The following is a 16,582-nucleotide window of genomic DNA, read 5'->3' as shown; positions in this document are numbered from 1 at the left end:
CCCACACCGGAATCAGTGCCCCACACGGGAATCAGCGCCCGGCGTCGACCTTCGGGAAGGTGTCGCTGACCAGCGTGAGCAGCGCGTCCGCGAGCAGGTGGTGCACCTGCTCGCGGGTCAGGCTGCCGCGCACGATCCATTCGCGCCCGGCCGCCTTCACCAGCCCGCCGTAACAGCGCACCAGCGCCCGCAGTTCGGCCGAGTGCAGCGACTCGCTCAGCCCCATCATCTGGACCATGCGGTCGGCCGCGGCATAGTCGGCCTCGTCGAGGATGCGCTGCACCTCGGGGTCGTCGCCGACGCCCTCGTGCCCGGTGACCTTGACCCACGTGCTGCCGTGCTCACCGATGGTGTCCAGCAGCCACGAGACGCTGGCGTCCACCCGGTCCCGGGTGGTCCCGGCGGGCACGATCATCTTCTCCGGCCGCGGCAGCGTCACCATCCGCCGCACCACCGCGAGATACAGATCCCGCTTGTTGCCGAAGTAGTGATTGATCAGCCCGCGCGCCACCCCGGCCCGCTGGGCCAGCTCGGCGGTGGACACCGCCGCGTAGGGGCGTTCGCCGAACATGTCGATGGCGCAGGACAGGATCTGCGCCCGGCGTTCGTCGGGTTCGAGCCGGCGACGGCGCGACGGCGCGTCCCCCGCGTCCTCGGACGCGGGCGGCTCGATAGTGGTGTCGATATCAGAGTGAGCGGGCAATGAGATCCTTCATCACCTCGTTGGCTCCCGCGAGGATCCGCAGGACCCGAGCGCCGGTGTACAGCTGGGAAATCGGGTATTCGGTCATGTATCCATAGCCGCCGAAGAACTGCAGGCAGCGATCCACCACATTACCGAGTTGGTCGGTCAACCAGTATTTCGACATGGCCGCGGTGGGGATGTCCAGCTCACCACGCAGATGCTTGGTGATGCAGTCGTCGAGGAACACCCGCCCGACCTTGGCGATGGTCGCGCACTCCGCCAGCTCGAAACGGGTGTTCTGCATGGCGAACAGCGGCTTGCCGAACGCCTCGCGGCCCTTGGTGTAGTCGACGGTCAGCTCGACCGCCTTCTCCGTCATCGCCACCGCCATGATCGCGGTGACCAGGCGTTCCTGGGCCAGCATCTGCATCATCTGATAGAAACCCTGGCCCTCGGCCGGGCCCAGCAGGTTCGACACCGGCACGCGCAGGCCGTCGAAGAACAGCTCGGCGGTGTCCTGCCCCTTGCCGCCGATCTTGGACAGGATGCGGCCGCGGGTGAAACCCGCAGTGTCGTCGCCCACTTCGGCGAAGATCAGCGACACACCGGCCGCGCCCAGGGCGGGGTCGGTCTTGCAGGCGATGATGATGCCGTCGCACAGCCACCCGTTGGAGATGAAGATCTTCGACCCGGTGATGACGTACTCGTCGCCCTCACGCACCGCGCGGGTCTTGATGTTCTGCAGGTCCGAGCCGGTCCCCGGTTCGGTCATGCCGATCGAGAGCACCATCTCACCGCTGGCCGCCTTCGGCAGCACCCGCTTCTTGAGTTCCTCGGACCCGAACTCGTGCAGGTAGGGCGCGATGATCGAGGAGTGCACCGACATGCCCAGTGAACCGTCACCGCAGTGTGCCTGGGCCTCGATGATCGCCGCCTCGTGGGCGAAAGTGCCACCGCCACCACCGTATTCGGACGGGATGGCCGCGCACAGCAGGCCCAGTTCACCGGCGCGGTTGTAGAGCGCGCGGTCGGGGTGCCCCTGGGCGATGAACTTCTCCTCGTGCGGAATCACCTCCTTCTCGAAGAAGGTGGTCGCCAATCCTCGTACCGCCTCGACCTCGTCGTCGCTCCATGCGGGGCGTGCCATCGTCCGTTCCTCGCTTGCCTGAAAAGGGTGCGCCTGAGCGCCTCGCCCCTCAGCGTGCACGGCTATTGGCGGTGTGTCAACAATGCGTCAACAATCGCCCGACCGGGACTGATTCACCTCGGCCAAGGTCGAGAAGATCGGCGTGTCCGCATCCGCCTCGATCCCCTGCCGCCGCAGGAACCCATCGATGAGCCCCCACACCAGCTCCGTCGCCCGCTCGACGAACTCCGCGGTCTGCTCACCCGACGGCGTATCCGAATCCGACAACCACAGATCCGTCATCGACACCACCGCCCCCACCAGCGCCCGCGACAGATAATCCAGCCCCGCCGCATCCAGGGGCACCGCCTCGGCCACCGACCGCGCCAGCTTCTCCAGCCGCCGCGCCGCATCCCGGCCCAGATCCAGTTGCAGCACACCGGCTCCCGACTGCTGCACCACCGGCGCCTGCCCCAGATACCGGAACACATTGGGATGCTCCAGAATCCCCCGCGCGTACTCGGTGAAGATGCGCCGCAACGCCGTCCGCGGCGGCTGCAGCAGCAACGTCATATCCGCACCCGCCGCCGCGAACGCTTGCCGCGACATACGCGCCGCGATCTCGGTGAACAGATCCCCCTTGTCGGCGAACTGCCGATACAGCCGCGGCTTGGTGATCTGCGCTTCCCGCGCGATGTCATCCATACTCGGACGCGGACCCGCCCGATCGATCACCCGGATCGCCGCATCCACGATGTCCTCGCGGGTCACCGACCGGGTCCCGGCACTGCTACGAGCCACGGGCGAAGTGTACACGTACCGCTGGTACGTCACCTGGGCCGGTCATGCCTGCCCAACAATCCACCGGTCATCGGTCAGCCACGTGATACAGGCCATAACCAAGGCCACCAATCCCGCATTGATTTCACACAGAACGTACTGCCAGTATCGAATGTCGTACCGGCAGTACGCACAACCGAAAGACCCCGATGTCCCACGCAGCACGCCAACTCAGCGACACCCTGCGGGCACCCCTGCCCGACACCTTCGACCAGCTCACCGACACCGACCTGGCCGAACTCGACCGCCACCTCCGCGCCACCATGGTCCGCCGCCGCGAAACCCTCGACGCCGCCATCGGCTCCTCCCTCGACTTCGTCCCGCGCCTCATGCGCCCAGCCATCAAGAAGGCCCTCGGACTATGAGTGAACACCTCGTCGCCGTCGCCGAAATCACCAAACTCGCACGCCTGCTCGGCATCACCGACCCCACCGAACTCGACTTCCTCGCCGACCTGCCGCCCGCCGCCATCCGCGCATACCGCGAACGCGTCACCGACCGACTCTTCGATCGAGACACCAAGCGCCTCAAAGGAATCGCCACCGCCAGCAAGATCGTCCCCGTCGGCATCAGCGCCAAAATCGCCGAACGCGCCTTCGGACCGCTACTCTGCGCCGCCGTCGCCAGCGCCGTCGAACCCCAGCGCGCCGTCGACATCGCCAAAGCACTGAGCGCCACATTCCTCGCCGAATGCGCCGTCCAACTCGACCCCCGCCGCACCGCCGCCATCATCGCCGCCGTGCCGCCGGCAATGGTCACCGAGGTTGCGCGCGAACTGCTTTCACACGGCGACCACATCACCATGGGCCGCTTCGTCCACGTCGTACCCGAACCCGCCCTGCGCGCCGCCGCCCCCGTCATGAGCGACGCAGACCTGCTGCGCATCGGATTCCTCCTCGAGGACAAAACCGCCATCGACAACGTCCTGCACGTCGTCGCCGACCGCGTCCCCGGCGTCATCCGCGCCGCCTGCGAAAACCAGATGTGGGCCGAAGGCATCGACCTGCTCGACTCCATCGCACCCCACAATCGCGCCTGGATCGGCGACATCACCGCCGCCCTCGGCGGCGACGTCCTCGACGCCCTCATCACCGCCGTAGCCGAACTCGACGCCTGGTCCACGCTGCTCCCCCTCACCAGCGCCATGAGCCACGACAGTCTGCGCCTGATCGCCGAACGACCCACCGTCCACACCGACACCGTCCTCGCCGCCATCACCGACGCCGCCCTCGACGGCGGACAATGGGTCAACCTCCTGCCCCTGGCCGCCCACCTGCCCGACCCCCAGCTCGCCTTCATCGCCACCCGCGTCGGCGAACAGAACGATGACCGCCTCGGCGACCTCATCCGCGACGCCCACACCGCCGGCCTCTGGGCCGCCATGGTCCCCCTCGCCCTCGCCCAGGACCACAAGGGCCGCACCCGCGTCCTGACCCTCATCGACGACATGGACGACATCGCCGAATTCCTCGCCGCCCTCACCCCCGACACCCCGGACGCGGCGTGGCAGGCCCTCATTCAGGTCCGCGACGACATCCCCGCCCGCCTGCAAACCCGGCTCGCCGAACGCGCCCGCGAACTCGGTCGCGACGACCTCGCACCCCTCGGCGCCACAGCCAACTGACCGCACCCCACCGCCACAACGCCCGGCCCCGCAACGGCCGGGCGTTTCCCAAATCCGGCCCTTTGAGAGAATGGCTCGTCCACCACCCCGCGCACGAAGGATCACCGCAGCTTCCGATGGCCGAGCAGACCACCCCGGCACCACAGTCCGACGCACCGGCCATCGACCCCGGCGACCTGGCCATCTGCCTGCGCGTCCTCGAACAGGCCGGACAGCTCGACAAGGAACACCCGGACTCCGTCACCGTGCAGCGAGCCGTCGCGCACATGTTCAAGAAGTTCAAGCGCAACAAGCGCGTCGCCGCCCGCGACGCCATCTCCGAAGCCGACCGCGAAGTCGTGGCCGCCACCGCCACCGGCTCACCCAACCGCATCGACGACGAAACCGCCGGGATCCCGATCAGCTCCACCACCACCGGAGCCAGCGCCGGAACCCTGCTGCGACCGCGCCCCTGCTACATATGCAAACAGCGCTATACCCGCGTGGACGCCTTCTACCACCAGCTCTGCCCCGATTGCGCCACCAAGAGCCACGCCAAACGCGACGCCCGCACCGACCTCGCCGGCAAACGCGCCCTCCTCACCGGCGGCCGCGCCAAGATCGGCATGTACATCGCCCTGCGCCTGCTCCGCGACGGCGCCCACACCACCATCACCACCCGCTTCCCCAACGACGCCATCCGCCGCTTCGCCGCCCAGCCCGACAGCGCCGACTGGCTGCACCGGCTCCGCATCGTCGGCATCGACCTCCGCGACCCCGCACAGGTCGTCGCACTCGCCGATGACATTGCCACACAGGGCCCGCTCGACATCCTCATCAACAACGCCGCTCAGACCGTGCGCCGCACCGCCGGGGCATACAGTGCCCTGGTCGAAGCCGAGAACGGGCCCCTGCCCGCGGGCGAACTGCCGGACGTGATCAGCTTCGGCAAGACCATGCAGGCACACCCCACCGCACTCACCGCCTCCCTCACACCCGACCTCACCGCGGCCGACATCACCGACCTGGCCCTGGTCGCCGGATCGGCCACGCCGGAACGCATTTCGCAGGGCGTCGCCATCGACGCGGGCGGACTCGTCCCCGACCTCGCCCACACCAACAGCTGGGTCCAGACCGTCGGCGAGGTCGACGCCACCGAACTGCTCGAAGTGCAGCTGTGCAACTCGGTCGCACCGTTCATCCTCATCTCCCGGCTGCGCCCGTCCATGGCCGCGGCGTCGGCCCGGCGCAAGTACGTGGTGAATGTGTCCGCCATGGAAGGCGTTTTCGCCCGCGGCTACAAGGGCGCCGGCCACCCGCACACGAACATGGCCAAGGCCGCACTCAACATGCTGACCCGCACCAGCGCGCGCGAGATGTTCGAGGGCGACAAGATCCTGATGACCGCCGTCGACACCGGCTGGATCACCGACGAGCGGCCGCACTACACCAAGATCCGCCTGGCCGAGGAAGGCTTCCACGCACCCCTCGACCTGGTCGACGGCGCGGCCCGCGTGTACGACCCGATCGTCCGCGGCGAAGCCGGCGACGACCTCTACGGGTGCTTCCTCAAGGACTACGAACCCTCCAACTGGTAACTCACCTCACCTGGACCTGCCCGGCCCCTCCCCTCTTGGCTGTTTTTTGGGGGTGATGGGGCTGGTACAGGGCTTTTCTAATGGGAAGGTGACTCATGTTTAGATGCGCATATGTCCGTATCAATATGTTCTATCCACGATTCAACGACGCCATGCCGGTTCAGGCTTCCTTTCCAGCCGAAGGAGACTCCCTATCCGTGCTCAGGCCTCTCGTACAGCACCCCGCCCTACCCCGACGTCCCAGCGCAGGACCATAATCGACGCACTCCCCCACTACGAGAACGGACGATCTCATGAGTGGAAAATCCTGGACCACCACGCTGCGGGAGCGACTGCCGTTCCTGCGCTGGTCGGTGATTCGATTCGCTTTGGGCGGGCCGACTTTCATGCGGACCGGGCAGGTGGGCGATGGTCGTGAGGCCGCCGCCCGGGACTACGTACTCACCCATTCCGCCGCGGGCGATCCGGAGAGCGTGCTCGCGGCCTACGACGGCTTCGCCCGCACGCAGAGCATGCTGGTGAACGTCGGGGACGAGAAGGGGCTGATCCTCGACGCCGCCGTGCAGCGGGCCGCGCCGAAACTGGCGCTCGAGCTGGGCGGTTACTGCGGGTACAGCGCGGTCCGGATCGGACGGGCCCTCTCCCCCGGGGCGCGCCTGGTGTCGGTGGAGCTCAATCCCGACAATGCCGGGATCGCCCGGACCCTGCTGGCACATGCCGGGCTCGCCGATCGGGTGAGCGTGGTGGTGGGCACCATCGGCGACGGCGGGAAGACGGTCGAGCGGCTCGCGAGCGAGTACGGATTCGGTTCCGGTGCACTCGATTTCGTCTTCATCGACCATGACAAGAGCGCCTACCTGCCCGATCTGAAGACCATCCTGGCGGCCGGCTGGCTGCATCCGGGCAGCATCGCGGTCGCCGACAATGTGCGTATCCCGGGCGCCCCGGAGTACCGGCGCTATCTGCACGAGGCCGAGGGCGCGAGCTGGCGGACCATCGAGCACGACACCCACGTCGAATACCAGTCGCTGCTCAAAGATCTTGTCCTGGAATCGGAGTACCTGGGCTGATCACTTCTATCCTGGGGTCATGGGCTACCGGCTGCTGGCCGACGCGACCGCGATCGTGCACTTCCTGTTCGTGGCCTACGTGGTGGTGGGCGGTTTCATCGCCTGGCGCTGGCCGCGCACCATCTGGCTGCACCTGCTCGCCTTCGGCTGGGGTTTCAGCACGGTGCTGTTCACCATCGAGTGCCCGCTGACGAATCTGGAGAACTGGGCGCGGCATCGGGCCGGCGAAGCGGGCCTGCCCGCGAGCGGGTTCATCGACTACTACATCACCGGCGTGCTCTATCCGCGCAGCGCTCTGGAGGAGGTGCGGGTGCTCGTGGTGATCTGTGTCGTCGTGTCCTGGGTGGGCCTGTATCTGCTGTCGAGGCACCGGGCCGCTACGCAGCGGTCCTGATCGCGCGAATCGGTGTGGTCAGGGCGGCAGTCAGGGCGAGTGTCGTCGCGATCAGCAGGGCCAGCAGCGATTTCGCCGCGCCGGCCGGGGACCAGCCCGCGGCCTCGATGGCCGGTTGCAGGGCGGTGGTGGGCAGGTAGGGCTGCACCGATGGTACGGCCGACACCAGCAGGCAGCCCACGTAGACCACGGCGGTCACCCCGGCGGCGATACCCGCCGAGCCGAACCGCGCCGCCAGGGCCGCGGCGAACACCGCGAACGACACCACCGCGAGGGCTTGCACCGCAAGCGAACCCACGGCCGGACCCAGCGGGTAGGACCCGAACAGCGCCCAGCACTCGTAGAGCGCGACCACGGCCCCGATCGAGGCAGCCACGGCGATCACCGCCGCGGCGACCAGGATCCGGGGCAGATAGAGCCGTACCGGCGAGACCTCGCGACTGAAGTAGTAGATCCCGATCGGATCGGTGTTGCGCAGGGCGCATGCCTGCGCGGCCAGGATCATGGCCACCGCCGCGACCAGCAGGCCGGTGTTCTTCACGTACTGCTGCAACCCGTCTCGCCAGTCGGGCACGCGCAGCAGCTGGATCTCCGAGGAGTGCCCGATCAGATCCGGCAGGTACTTCGCCCCGAGCAACGAGACGAATCCGAACAGAACGAAGGCGGCCACCAGGGCGACCAGCCGCCGCGTGCGCAGCCACCGGTACCACTCGACCCGGAATACGGTGCGGTTCATGGCTTCTCCCCGATGGCAGCGAAGAACGCGTCGGTCAAGGTCGGACGGGTGATGCGGATGTCGTCGAGCCGGCCGCTGTTCGCGGACGCGTCCGCCAGCGCCGGGCCCCACTGCGGCTGCTCGGCTTCGATGATCCGGCCGTCGGTCATGGCGATCCGCAGGATCGGTGCGGCAGTGTGCTCATCCAGGAATTCCCCTGTCTCCCCGGCGAAGACGGCCCGCCCGCGATGCAGGACCAGCAGCCGGTCGGCGAGATCCTCGACATCGGCGAGCAGATGGCTGGAGAACACGACCGTCATCCGACTGCCCAGGTCCCGGATCAGCCCCAGCACGGCGGCGCGGCCTTCGGGATCCAGTGCGCTGGTGGGTTCGTCGAGAATGAGCACCTCGGGCTCGCGGACCAGCGCAGCGGCAATTCCCAAGCGCTGCAACATGCCCCGGGAGAACCCTCCGGCGCGCCGGTGGGCGTGCCGTTCCAGGTCGACCGCCGCGAGCGCGGCGTCGGCGGACCACATGCCGGCGCCGCGGGCCGGTCCGATGGCCATGGACTGTTCGAGGACCTCCCGCGCGGACAGCCAGGGCTCGAAACCCGGTGTGTCCGGGCAGTATCCGAGGGCGTCCAGCCCGATCGGCACCCGCACTGCACCGCCGGTCACCGGTTGCAGGCCCAGCACGGCGCGGATCAGGGTGGTCTTGCCCGCGCCGTTGAGTCCGATCAGCCCCACGACCCCGGGACCGTCCACGGTCCAGCTCACGGTGTCGAGGGCGAGGAAGTCGCCGAAGCGCACCGACACATCGGTGACCTCGAGGTGGGGCTCAGCCACGGACCGTGTCACCGTCCCGGCCGACGATCAGGTAGATGATCCCGCCGAGCGGAATGCTGATCAGGCAGATGATCGCCCACGCCCATTTCGGCAGGTACTTCACCCGTGTGCGGGACAGGTCGTACCAGCAGAAACCGACGAAGCCGAGCCCCACCACGATCAGGGGCACCAGTGCGGCTACCGGGATGTTGGACACCGCGATTCCTCTCTTCAGCGCGAGCGCGTGATTGCTACCAGACATGCGAACATTATCAATTCCGATAGCAATAGTGCTAGTGTCCAGCCCGTGGAATCCGTCGAACTTCTGCTGCACCCGGTTCGGCTGCGGATCGTGCAGGCATTCCTCGGCGACCGGACCCTGACCACGAGCGAGCTCAATGCCGAGCTCGGCGATGTCCCGCCCGGCAGCCTCTACCGGCATGTCGCCAAGCTGGTCTCCGCCGGCGTCCTCGACGTCGTCACCGAACGCCGTGTGCGCGGCACCGTCGAGCGCACCTACCGGTTGCGCCTGAGCGCCGCCCAGATCACCCCCGACCAGCTCGACGCCATGAGTCCCGAGGACCATCGCCGCGCCTTCATGGGCTTCGTCGCCGGGCTCATGGCCGACTTCGACCGGTACCTCGACGGCGGCGATATCGATTACCTGCGAGACGGAGTCGGCTACCGCATGGCGGGTCTGTGGCTCGACGATGCCGAATTCGCCGACTTCGCCCGCGATCTGGGCCGCGTGCTGGCCCCGCGCCTGGCCAATGCCCCCGCGCCGGGCCGAAGGCGTCGTATCCTGCGCACCATCCTGGTCCCCGACTCCCCTGTCCCCGGAGGCGAAACCGCTTCGGGCCCGGCATAATCGCGCTGGCCGTCACAGCAAACGAAGGGGAATCAATGGGTGGCACATCGATCGGGTCGATCTTGCGCGAGCGTGTGGTGTATCCGGTGCGCACGGCCGTCAGCACCGTGCGCGGACTCGGAAACTTCACGCGCACCGGTCAATTCGGCGATGGCCGCGAGGCCGCCGTGCGCGACCACGTCCTCGCGAACGCCGAGCAGGGCGATCCGGAGAGTGTGCTGGCGGCCATCGACAAGTTCGCCCGCACCCGCAGCAACCTGGTGAACGTCGGGGACGAGAAGGGCCTGCTGCTGGATGCCGCTGTGCGCACAGCGAATCCGAAGCTGCTGCTCGAACTGGGCACCTATGTCGGCTACAGCGCGGTCCGCACCGCCCGCACCATGCCGGAGGGCGCGCGCCTCATCTCCGTGGAGTTCAGCGCGGCCAATGCGGAGGTGGCCCGCGCCATCATCGCCCACGCCGGGCTGGCGGAACGGGTGACCGTGGTGGTCGGCACCATCGGCGACGGCGGCGAGACCATCCGGCGGCTCACCGAGGAGCACGGAATCACCGAGGGCGCACTCGATTTCGTCTTCGTTGACCACGACAAGTCCGCGTACCTGGCCGACCTGAAGCACATTCTCGCGGCGGGCTGGCTGCACCCGGGCAGCATTGTCGTCGCCGACAATATGCGCGTCCCGGGCGCTCCGGACTACCTGCAGTACATGCGTGAGGCCGAGGGCAAGACCTGGCGCACCGTCGAGCACGACACCCACATCGAGTACCAGTCGCTGCTCAAGGACCGGGTACTCGAGTCGGAATACCTGGGCTGAGAAGCCTCGAAGACCTGGGCCGAGACTGTTTCTCGGCCCAGGCACGGGTTCAGCGACGCCGCAGCGTGACGGGCAGATCATCCTTCGGCAGTGGCGTCGCACTCATGTCGAGGGGCATGACGTAGTCCTGCGGCACCTCCCATTCGAAGGTGTGCAGCAGCTGGTGCACGATCGTCTTGATCTCGAGCCCCGCGAAATGCTGTCCGAGGCACTTGTGCGCGCCCGCCCCGAACGGGGCCCACGCCACCCGGTGCCGCTTGTGCTCGGCGCGTTCGTCGGAGAAACGCTCGGGATCGAATTCCTCGGGGTGCGACCACATGTCAGGGCGGCGGTGGTTGACGCTGATCGGGACGACGACGAAGGATCCCTTCGGCACGAAATAGCCGCACACCTCGGTGTCCTCCTGCACCGCCCGCGGGAAGATCTGCACCGGGGTACACAGCCGGGTGGTTTCCTTGATGATCCAGTCGAGTTCGGTCAGCTCGGCGAGCTCGTCGTAACCGAGTTCGAAGGGCATCTCCAGTGAGCGCGCTCGCGCGCGCTTCTGCCATTCCGGGTATTTGGCCATGTTGTAGACGACCCCGGACAGCGTGGTCGTGGTGGTGTCGTGGGCGGCGGCCAGCAGGAAGATCATGTGGTTCACGATGTCCTGGTCGGTGAACCGATCGCCGTCGTCGCCCGCGGCCTGACAGAGCATGGAAAGCAGGTCGGTGCCCGGGTTTTCGCGGGCGGCGACAATGCGGTCGGCGAGGAAGGCGGCCATGGTCTTGCGGGCGCGCATACCCCGCCACCAGCGATTGCCGGGAATGGCGACGCGCACCATCGCGCCGCCGGCCTGCAGGATGTCCATGGTGGCGCCGCAGATGCGCTCGGCCTCGTCGCGCGGCAGGCGCGCGCCCATGAAGACCTCCAGCACGATGTCCAGGGTGAGCCGCTGCAGGTGCTGGTGCATGAGCACCGGATTGCTTTCGGCCACACTGCCTTCCGGCAGCTTGCGCAGGTGGCGATCGGCGATCTCGTGCATATCCTTCAGATACGACGTGAGGGCGCCGCGACCGAAGGCCTGCTGCATGATCGAGCGGTGGCTGCGATGCTCGTCGAAATCCAGGCGGACCAGACCCCGGTCGAAGAACGGTCCCTGCAGCGGCGCCCACGCCGGACCGTTGGCGAACACCCGATCCTTGTTCATCAGGATGCGCTGTGCCGCCTCGGGGCCACCGGCGATGATCCACTTGTCGCCGAACATGTTCAGGACATAGAGCGGGCCGTAGGCCGCCTCGTCCTCGAAGGCGGCCCCGGTGGGGTCACGCCGCTGCCGCTGCAGCTGGGCGATCCAGTGCGTCGCGGGCCCGCTGATCTGCTTCAGATCACTGCCCTGGGGCGGAGCGGCGACGAATTGTGTTCTGGGCATTGAGAACCCCCTCCTGCTACGAAGACGCAACGGAGGAAGCTACCCGCACGAAGACGGGGTCCTCAACTCGAGCGCCCCGGAACCGTCGCGGCCAGCGCGCGGGTGATCAAATCGCCTATCGCGGGCAGGTTTTCGGGCAGATCCAGATAGAAATGGCCACCCGGGAAGGTGGCGAGGTCGAATCCGGCGGTGGTGTAGTCGCGCCACTCCCCCGCCTGCGCGGCCGAGGTGGTCGGATCGGCGGAGCTGATCAGCGCGGTGATCGGCGCGCGCAGCGGCGCACCGGGTTCGTGCCGGTAGGTTTCCACCGCGCGGTAGTCGCTGCGGACGGCCGGCAGCACCAACTCGGCCAGACCGGGCTCGTCGCGCAGGATCCGCACCGACGCCGGATCGTTCGACAGGCGTTCCAGATCGGCGATGAGGCCCTCGTCGGGTCCGGCGTGCAGGCTTCCGGTCTCGGCGAAAGCCGGTGCGGGACGGCCGGAGACGAACAGGTGGGTCAGCTCGCGTCCGCCCGCCTCGACCCGGCGGGCGGCCTCGTAGGCGACGGTCGCGCCCATGCTGTGCCCGAAGATGGCCAGGTGCACGTCCCGCGGCCAGGCCAGCAGGTCGGCGGCGGCCCGGTCGGCCAGTTCGGTGAGCTCGGGCACCGGCGCGTCGCCGAGGCGGTCCTGGCGGCCGGGGTACTGCACGCCGAACACCGCGGTACCCGAGCCGACGCGCTGGGCCAGCGCTCGGTAGGCGGTGACCGAGCCGCCGCCGGGCGGGAAGCAGACCAGCACGGTTGCGGGGCCGGGAGCGGGTTTCAGTTCGCGTAGCCAGGCGGTTCCGGTGAGTCGTTGGGCTGTCATCCGATCGAGTATGCCGTGAGATGTGCCACCGTGGTCGGACCCGGTGCCGGCGATACAGTCGGATGGTGGCTACCTACGATGCGCTGGTCCGTGAGTACGAGGCCGGAATCGGCGTCCCCGGCGCACCGCTGCCCGCGATCGATCCGGGTGCGAATCTGGCTGCGACACTGCCGGTCTGGGCGCTGGCGGGCGGTGCGGTGGCGGCCTTCGCCGCGGCGGCGGATCGCTGGCGGGCCACCTGCGGCATGACGCCGCTGGGCGGTACGGTCGACCCGGCCCGGGTCGCCGCGGCGTTCTCCAGCGAGCGCCTGTTCCGGCTCCACGGCGAACCGCCGGACATCTTCGCAGAGCTGTCGGGATTCTTCAGGGCTGCGGACGCATGGGTGCGTACGCACGCCAACTATCCGCATCATCGCGCCCGGTTGCTGGCCGCTGTGGAGTTGCCCGGCACGGCCGGTCGTGAGGATTTCGCCCGGCGCGCAGCGACACTGACGGCGGCGGACATCGAACAGCGGGCCGGCGAGCACGGTGCGATCGCGGTGCGGGTCCGTCCCGAGCGAGAGTGGGCCGACAGCCCGCAGGGCAAGGCCGCCGCCTCCGGCCCGCTCGTCGCCGTGGCCGAGCGCGGCGATCGGGGTGGATTCGAGTCCCCCACGGCCGCAACACAACTGCTCCCGCTGCGCGGGATCCGGGTTCTCGATCTCACCCGGGTGATCGCCGGACCGGTGGCGACGCGGGCATTGGCCCTGCTCGGAGCCGATGTGCTGCGGATCGACCCGCCCGGGTTGCCGGAGATCGGCTGGCAGTACCTGGACACTTGTCAGGGGAAGCGCTCCACTGTAGTCGATTTGCGTACCGGACTTCCTGTTTTTCGCGAATTGATCAGCAATGCAGACATAATCATCTCGGGTTACCGACCAGGCAGCTTGGAACGCCTCGGAGTACGACCCGGGGAAAATCGCCCGGGAATTGTGCACGGCCGAGTTTCGGCCTGGGGCGAACTCGGCCCGTGGGGTGATCGACGCGGTTTCGACAGCATCGTGCAGGCTGCATCGGGAATTTCGCTCATCGAAGGCACACAAAATAATTCGCGTAGCGAATCATCCGTGGGTGCCCTGCCGGCCCAGGCGCTCGATCACGCCAGCGGATACCTGCTCGCCGCGGGCGTGCTCGATGCGCTGTGCGCGCGCCGTGGCGACGGCCTCGGCCGCGATGTCCGGGTTGCCCTGTCCCGTACGGCATCCTGGCTGATCACCGCGCCGGGCCGGACGCCCGCCCACGAACCCGCCTCGGCGCCGGATGCCCGGTACGCACTCATCCACGACGCGGTGACCACCGCCGGACCCGCGCTGACCGAGTATCCGGACCATCCGTGGCCCGCTCCGGCCCACGGTTCGAGCGCTCCCGAGTGGAAAGCCCAACCGGACGGTTCGTAACGCGCTCGAATGTATACAACGCGCTGCACGCACACCCGCAAGTGCATCAGCGAATTAGGCGAATTGGCTTGCAATACAGCGCTTTCAACACACCGGACTTATCCCACGTACGGCGTTAATATTTGAGACCCTGAAACCGACATCAAAATTGTCGACCCGTATGTCGACATGCGGATGGAGGACGTCATCGTGGACACACCTACTCCCTTGCTCACCGCCGCCAGCGACGCCGGCGCCATCTCGGTGGGGAAACGGGAATGGGCCGGATTGGCGGTGCTGGCGCTGGCCTGCCTGGTGTACTCGATGGACCTCACCGTCCTGCACCTGGCGGTCCCCCAGATCAGCGAAATACTCCGCCCCACGAGCTCCCAATTGCTCTGGATCATCGACGTTTACGGATTCCTGGTCGCCGGGTTGCTGCTCACCATGGGCACCATCGGCGATCGCATCGGCCGACGGCGACTGCTGATGGTCGGGGCGGCCGCCTTCGCCGTGATCTCGGTGATCGCGGCCTTCGCACCCTCGGCGCCGGTGCTGATCGGCTGCCGGGCCCTGCTCGGCGTCGCCGGGGCCACCCTGGCGCCGTCCACGCTCTCGTTGATATTCACCATGTTTCGCGATCCGGGCCAGCGCTCCATCGCGGTCGGGGTGTGGGTGGGGTCCTACTCGGTGGGCGGCTCCATCGGGCCGCTGGCGGGCGGCATCATGCTCGAGCACTTCTGGTGGGGCTCGGTGTTCCTGCTCGCGGTGCCGGTCATGGTGTTGCTGATCGTTCTCGCGCCCCGCGTGCTCCCCGAGTTCCGCGATCCCGACGCCGGCCGTCTGGACCTGGTCAGTGCCGGATTGTGCACGACGGCAGTGCTCTTGGTGGTCTTCGGCATGAAGAAGGCCGCTCAGGACGGCCCCGGCGCGGCCGCGGTCTCGGCGCTGGTGGCCGGCCTCGCGATCGGCGCGCTCTTCGTCCGGCGGCAGCTCAATACCAGCGAACCCATGCTGGATCTGCGACTGTTCCGGCTGGGCAGCTTCCGCACCGCGCTCACCATCAATATGGTCGCGATCTTCGTGGCCTTCGGGTACGCCCTGTTCGTGGGGCAGTATTTCCAACTGGTGCTGGGCATGTCGCCGCTGCGGGCGGGTCTCGCCACCATCCCGGCGGGCCTCGGCTTCATGATCGGCTCGCAGCTGGGCCCGCGCATCATGAAGGTGATACGGCCCGCCTACATGATCGGTGGGGGCATGGCCATGGCGGCGTGCGGACTGCTGCTACTCACCCGGATCACCGCGACCGGCGGCGTGGAGCTCACCATCGCGGCTTCGCTGCTGGTGTCCTTCGGGCTGGCACCGGTTTTCGGCATCACCACCGAGCTCATCGTGGGCACCGCGCCTCCGGAGCAGGCGGGCGCGGCCTCCGGGCTCTCGGAGACCGGGGCCGAATTCGGTGGGGCGCTGGGAATCTCCATTCTCGGCAGCATCAGCATCGCGATCTACCGCAACCAGCTCAACACCACCCTGCCCTACGGGGTGCAGGAGCCCGACGCCCGCGCCGCCCGCGACACCCTGGGCGCGGCGCTCGAAGTCGCCCGGACCATGCCGGGGAAGGTGGGCAGCGCCATGGCCGAGGCGGCCAAGCACGCCTTCCTGACCGGCATGCACCTGACCGCCGCCATCGCGGCGGGCGCGGCGCTGCTGCTGGCCGTCATCGCCATGACCCGGCTGCGGCACGTGCCGCCGGGCTGAGTCCACCCGGCAGGACGGTGAGCTCATCTGCCCCGGATGGCTTCGATGGCGGTCACCAGCGAATCACCGTCCAGCAGTTCGGCACCCGGCGCGATCATCTTCTGGATGGCGAGGCCCTGGAACAGCAGGAACAGCAGCTGCGCGACCGCCGCGGCCTGCTCGTCGGTCAGCTCCGGGTGCGCCGAGTGGACAGCCGCGGCGATTTCCCGATGCGCGACCGCGCTGGCCTCGGCCATGTAGACCTGCTGCGCGGGATCGCGCGCGATCTGGATGCCGTTCTCGGTGCTCAGCAACAGGCCGTCGCGATTGCGCCGCACCACATCGACGAAGCCGTTCCAGATCGCGGCCAGCGACTCCCACAGCGTGCGGCCCTCCCCCGCGTCCCGGATGGCGGCCTCCATATCGTCACCGATCTGGGTGCCGACGCCCATGGTGATGGCCTCGGTGACCAGCTGATCCTTGGAACCGAAGTGATAGCCGATGGCGGCCAGGCTCACCCCTGCGGCAGTGGCGATGTCCCGGGCGGTCACCTTGGCCAGGCCGCGTTCCAGGACGGCCTTGCGGGCGCCCGCCAGGAGGTCTTCTCGATTTCCCATAGAACCACCCTACCAG

General features: G+C 68.1%; 18 protein-coding genes. 9 read left to right on the top strand and 9 right to left on the bottom strand.

Annotated features, from left to right (window positions below; translation table 11 throughout):
* Window positions 1–31: 31 nt before the first annotated feature.
* The 3 genes from ACWEQQ_RS13260 to ACWEQQ_RS13250 form a co-directional block, all read right to left on the bottom strand.
* Entirely contained in the window at window positions 32–703 is a 672-nt protein-coding gene (locus tag ACWEQQ_RS13260; RefSeq protein ID WP_452348383.1) for a TetR/AcrR family transcriptional regulator, read from the bottom strand.
* A complete protein-coding gene (locus ACWEQQ_RS13255) occupies window positions 687–1,832 on the bottom strand; it encodes an acyl-CoA dehydrogenase family protein (protein WP_452348382.1) in 1,146 nt (381 codons plus the stop codon). The genes ACWEQQ_RS13260 and ACWEQQ_RS13255 overlap by 17 nt, the downstream gene beginning before the upstream one ends.
* An 87-nt stretch (window positions 1,833–1,919) precedes the next feature.
* Window positions 1,920–2,612: a TetR/AcrR family transcriptional regulator gene (locus ACWEQQ_RS13250; RefSeq protein ID WP_452348381.1), complete on the bottom strand. Its 693-nt coding sequence runs from the start codon at window positions 2,610–2,612 to the stop codon at window positions 1,920–1,922.
* 188 nt (window positions 2,613–2,800) lie between these two features.
* Here ACWEQQ_RS13250 and ACWEQQ_RS13245 point away from each other — a divergent pair, with 188 nt between their 5' ends.
* From ACWEQQ_RS13245 to ACWEQQ_RS13225, 5 genes are all read left to right on the top strand, one after another.
* A complete protein-coding gene (locus tag ACWEQQ_RS13245) occupies window positions 2,801–3,016 on the top strand; it encodes a hypothetical protein (protein WP_452348380.1) in 216 nt (71 codons plus the stop codon).
* Window positions 3,013–4,275, top strand: a complete 1,263-nt coding sequence (locus ACWEQQ_RS13240) for a hypothetical protein (protein WP_452348379.1) — start codon at window positions 3,013–3,015, stop codon at window positions 4,273–4,275. Before ACWEQQ_RS13245 ends, ACWEQQ_RS13240 begins: the two co-directional genes overlap by 4 nt.
* A 116-nt stretch (window positions 4,276–4,391) precedes the next feature.
* Entirely contained in the window at window positions 4,392–5,852 is a 1,461-nt protein-coding gene (locus ACWEQQ_RS13235; RefSeq protein WP_452348378.1) for an SDR family NAD(P)-dependent oxidoreductase, read from the top strand.
* Between the two features lie 293 nt (window positions 5,853–6,145).
* The gene (locus ACWEQQ_RS13230) at window positions 6,146–6,922 is read left to right on the top strand and encodes an O-methyltransferase (RefSeq protein ID WP_452348377.1); all 777 of its coding nucleotides are present in this window, start codon (window positions 6,146–6,148) and stop codon (window positions 6,920–6,922) included.
* A gap of 19 nt (window positions 6,923–6,941) precedes the next feature.
* The gene (locus tag ACWEQQ_RS13225) at window positions 6,942–7,316 is read left to right on the top strand and encodes a DUF2784 domain-containing protein (protein WP_452340893.1); all 375 of its coding nucleotides are present in this window, start codon (window positions 6,942–6,944) and stop codon (window positions 7,314–7,316) included.
* Here ACWEQQ_RS13225 and ACWEQQ_RS13220 read toward each other — a convergent pair.
* From ACWEQQ_RS13220 to ACWEQQ_RS13210, 3 genes are read right to left on the bottom strand one after another with little or no spacing between them, the layout of a single operon-like run.
* Complete coding sequence (locus tag ACWEQQ_RS13220; RefSeq protein ID WP_452348376.1) at window positions 7,300–8,052, bottom strand: hypothetical protein; 753 nt, start codon at window positions 8,050–8,052, stop codon at window positions 7,300–7,302. The genes ACWEQQ_RS13225 and ACWEQQ_RS13220 overlap by 17 nt on opposite strands.
* The gene (locus ACWEQQ_RS13215; RefSeq protein WP_452348375.1) at window positions 8,049–8,876 is read right to left on the bottom strand and encodes an ABC transporter ATP-binding protein; all 828 of its coding nucleotides are present in this window, start codon (window positions 8,874–8,876) and stop codon (window positions 8,049–8,051) included. The genes ACWEQQ_RS13220 and ACWEQQ_RS13215 overlap by 4 nt, the downstream gene beginning before the upstream one ends.
* Complete coding sequence (locus tag ACWEQQ_RS13210; protein ID WP_452348374.1) at window positions 8,869–9,117, bottom strand: PLDc N-terminal domain-containing protein; 249 nt, start codon at window positions 9,115–9,117, stop codon at window positions 8,869–8,871. Before ACWEQQ_RS13210 ends, ACWEQQ_RS13215 begins: the two co-directional genes overlap by 8 nt.
* A 45-nt stretch (window positions 9,118–9,162) precedes the next feature.
* Here ACWEQQ_RS13210 and ACWEQQ_RS13205 point away from each other — a divergent pair, with 45 nt between their 5' ends.
* Together ACWEQQ_RS13205 and ACWEQQ_RS13200 are read left to right on the top strand one after the other, a co-directional pair.
* Window positions 9,163–9,723 carry a helix-turn-helix domain-containing protein gene (locus ACWEQQ_RS13205; protein WP_452348373.1) on the top strand — a complete coding sequence of 187 codons (561 nt, stop codon included), beginning with the start codon at window positions 9,163–9,165 and terminating at the stop codon, window positions 9,721–9,723.
* A 35-nt stretch (window positions 9,724–9,758) separates the two neighbouring features.
* Window positions 9,759–10,535, top strand: a complete 777-nt coding sequence (locus tag ACWEQQ_RS13200; protein WP_452340898.1) for an O-methyltransferase — start codon at window positions 9,759–9,761, stop codon at window positions 10,533–10,535.
* Window positions 10,536–10,584: 49 nt separating this feature from the next.
* Here the strand turns inward: ACWEQQ_RS13200 and ACWEQQ_RS13195 are convergent, their stop codons facing one another.
* Window positions 10,585–11,946: a cytochrome P450 gene (locus tag ACWEQQ_RS13195; protein ID WP_452348372.1), complete on the bottom strand. Its 1,362-nt coding sequence runs from the start codon at window positions 11,944–11,946 to the stop codon at window positions 10,585–10,587.
* A 62-nt stretch (window positions 11,947–12,008) separates the two neighbouring features.
* The gene (locus ACWEQQ_RS13190) at window positions 12,009–12,797 is read right to left on the bottom strand and encodes a thioesterase II family protein (RefSeq protein WP_452348371.1); all 789 of its coding nucleotides are present in this window, start codon (window positions 12,795–12,797) and stop codon (window positions 12,009–12,011) included.
* Between the two features lie 62 nt (window positions 12,798–12,859).
* Here ACWEQQ_RS13190 and ACWEQQ_RS13185 point away from each other — a divergent pair, with 62 nt between their 5' ends.
* Window positions 12,860–14,233, top strand: coding sequence for a CoA transferase (locus ACWEQQ_RS13185; RefSeq protein WP_452348370.1), 1,374 nt, complete (start codon window positions 12,860–12,862; stop codon window positions 14,231–14,233).
* 168 nt (window positions 14,234–14,401) lie between these two features.
* Window positions 14,402–15,970 carry an MFS transporter gene (locus tag ACWEQQ_RS13180; RefSeq protein ID WP_452348369.1) on the top strand — a complete coding sequence of 523 codons (1,569 nt, stop codon included), beginning with the start codon at window positions 14,402–14,404 and terminating at the stop codon, window positions 15,968–15,970.
* A gap of 23 nt (window positions 15,971–15,993) precedes the next feature.
* Here the strand turns inward: ACWEQQ_RS13180 and ACWEQQ_RS13175 are convergent, their stop codons facing one another.
* Complete coding sequence (locus tag ACWEQQ_RS13175; protein WP_452348368.1) at window positions 15,994–16,566, bottom strand: TetR/AcrR family transcriptional regulator; 573 nt, start codon at window positions 16,564–16,566, stop codon at window positions 15,994–15,996.
* Window positions 16,567–16,582: the final 16 nt, after the last annotated feature.

The organism is Nocardia sp. NPDC004123 (genome assembly GCF_053603795.1).
Note: the sequence above shows the minus strand (reverse complement) of the source record. Positions and strands in the feature narration are given on the sequence as shown.

What these genes read in the sequence shown, in the direction of transcription:
- ACWEQQ_RS13255 (WP_452348382.1), bottom strand. Translation starts at nt 1,832, where the DNA reads ATGGCACGCCCCGCATGGAGCGACGACGAGGTCGAGGCGGTACGAGGA.
- ACWEQQ_RS13245 (WP_452348380.1), top strand. Translation starts at nt 2,801, where the DNA reads ATGTCCCACGCAGCACGCCAACTCAGCGACACCCTGCGGGCACCCCTG.
- ACWEQQ_RS13240 (WP_452348379.1), top strand. Translation starts at nt 3,013, where the DNA reads ATGAGTGAACACCTCGTCGCCGTCGCCGAAATCACCAAACTCGCACGC.
- ACWEQQ_RS13235 (WP_452348378.1), top strand. Translation starts at nt 4,392, where the DNA reads ATGGCCGAGCAGACCACCCCGGCACCACAGTCCGACGCACCGGCCATC.
- ACWEQQ_RS13230 (WP_452348377.1), top strand. Translation starts at nt 6,146, where the DNA reads ATGAGTGGAAAATCCTGGACCACCACGCTGCGGGAGCGACTGCCGTTC.
- ACWEQQ_RS13225 (WP_452340893.1), top strand. Translation starts at nt 6,942, where the DNA reads ATGGGCTACCGGCTGCTGGCCGACGCGACCGCGATCGTGCACTTCCTG.
- ACWEQQ_RS13220 (WP_452348376.1), bottom strand. Translation starts at nt 8,052, where the DNA reads ATGAACCGCACCGTATTCCGGGTCGAGTGGTACCGGTGGCTGCGCACG.
- ACWEQQ_RS13210 (WP_452348374.1), bottom strand. Translation starts at nt 9,117, where the DNA reads ATGTCTGGTAGCAATCACGCGCTCGCGCTGAAGAGAGGAATCGCGGTG.
- ACWEQQ_RS13200 (WP_452340898.1), top strand. Translation starts at nt 9,759, where the DNA reads ATGGGTGGCACATCGATCGGGTCGATCTTGCGCGAGCGTGTGGTGTAT.
- ACWEQQ_RS13195 (WP_452348372.1), bottom strand. Translation starts at nt 11,946, where the DNA reads ATGCCCAGAACACAATTCGTCGCCGCTCCGCCCCAGGGCAGTGATCTG.
- ACWEQQ_RS13190 (WP_452348371.1), bottom strand. Translation starts at nt 12,797, where the DNA reads ATGACAGCCCAACGACTCACCGGAACCGCCTGGCTACGCGAACTGAAA.
- ACWEQQ_RS13185 (WP_452348370.1), top strand. Translation starts at nt 12,860, where the DNA reads ATGGTGGCTACCTACGATGCGCTGGTCCGTGAGTACGAGGCCGGAATC.
- ACWEQQ_RS13180 (WP_452348369.1), top strand. Translation starts at nt 14,402, where the DNA reads ATGCGGATGGAGGACGTCATCGTGGACACACCTACTCCCTTGCTCACC.
- ACWEQQ_RS13175 (WP_452348368.1), bottom strand. Translation starts at nt 16,566, where the DNA reads ATGGGAAATCGAGAAGACCTCCTGGCGGGCGCCCGCAAGGCCGTCCTG.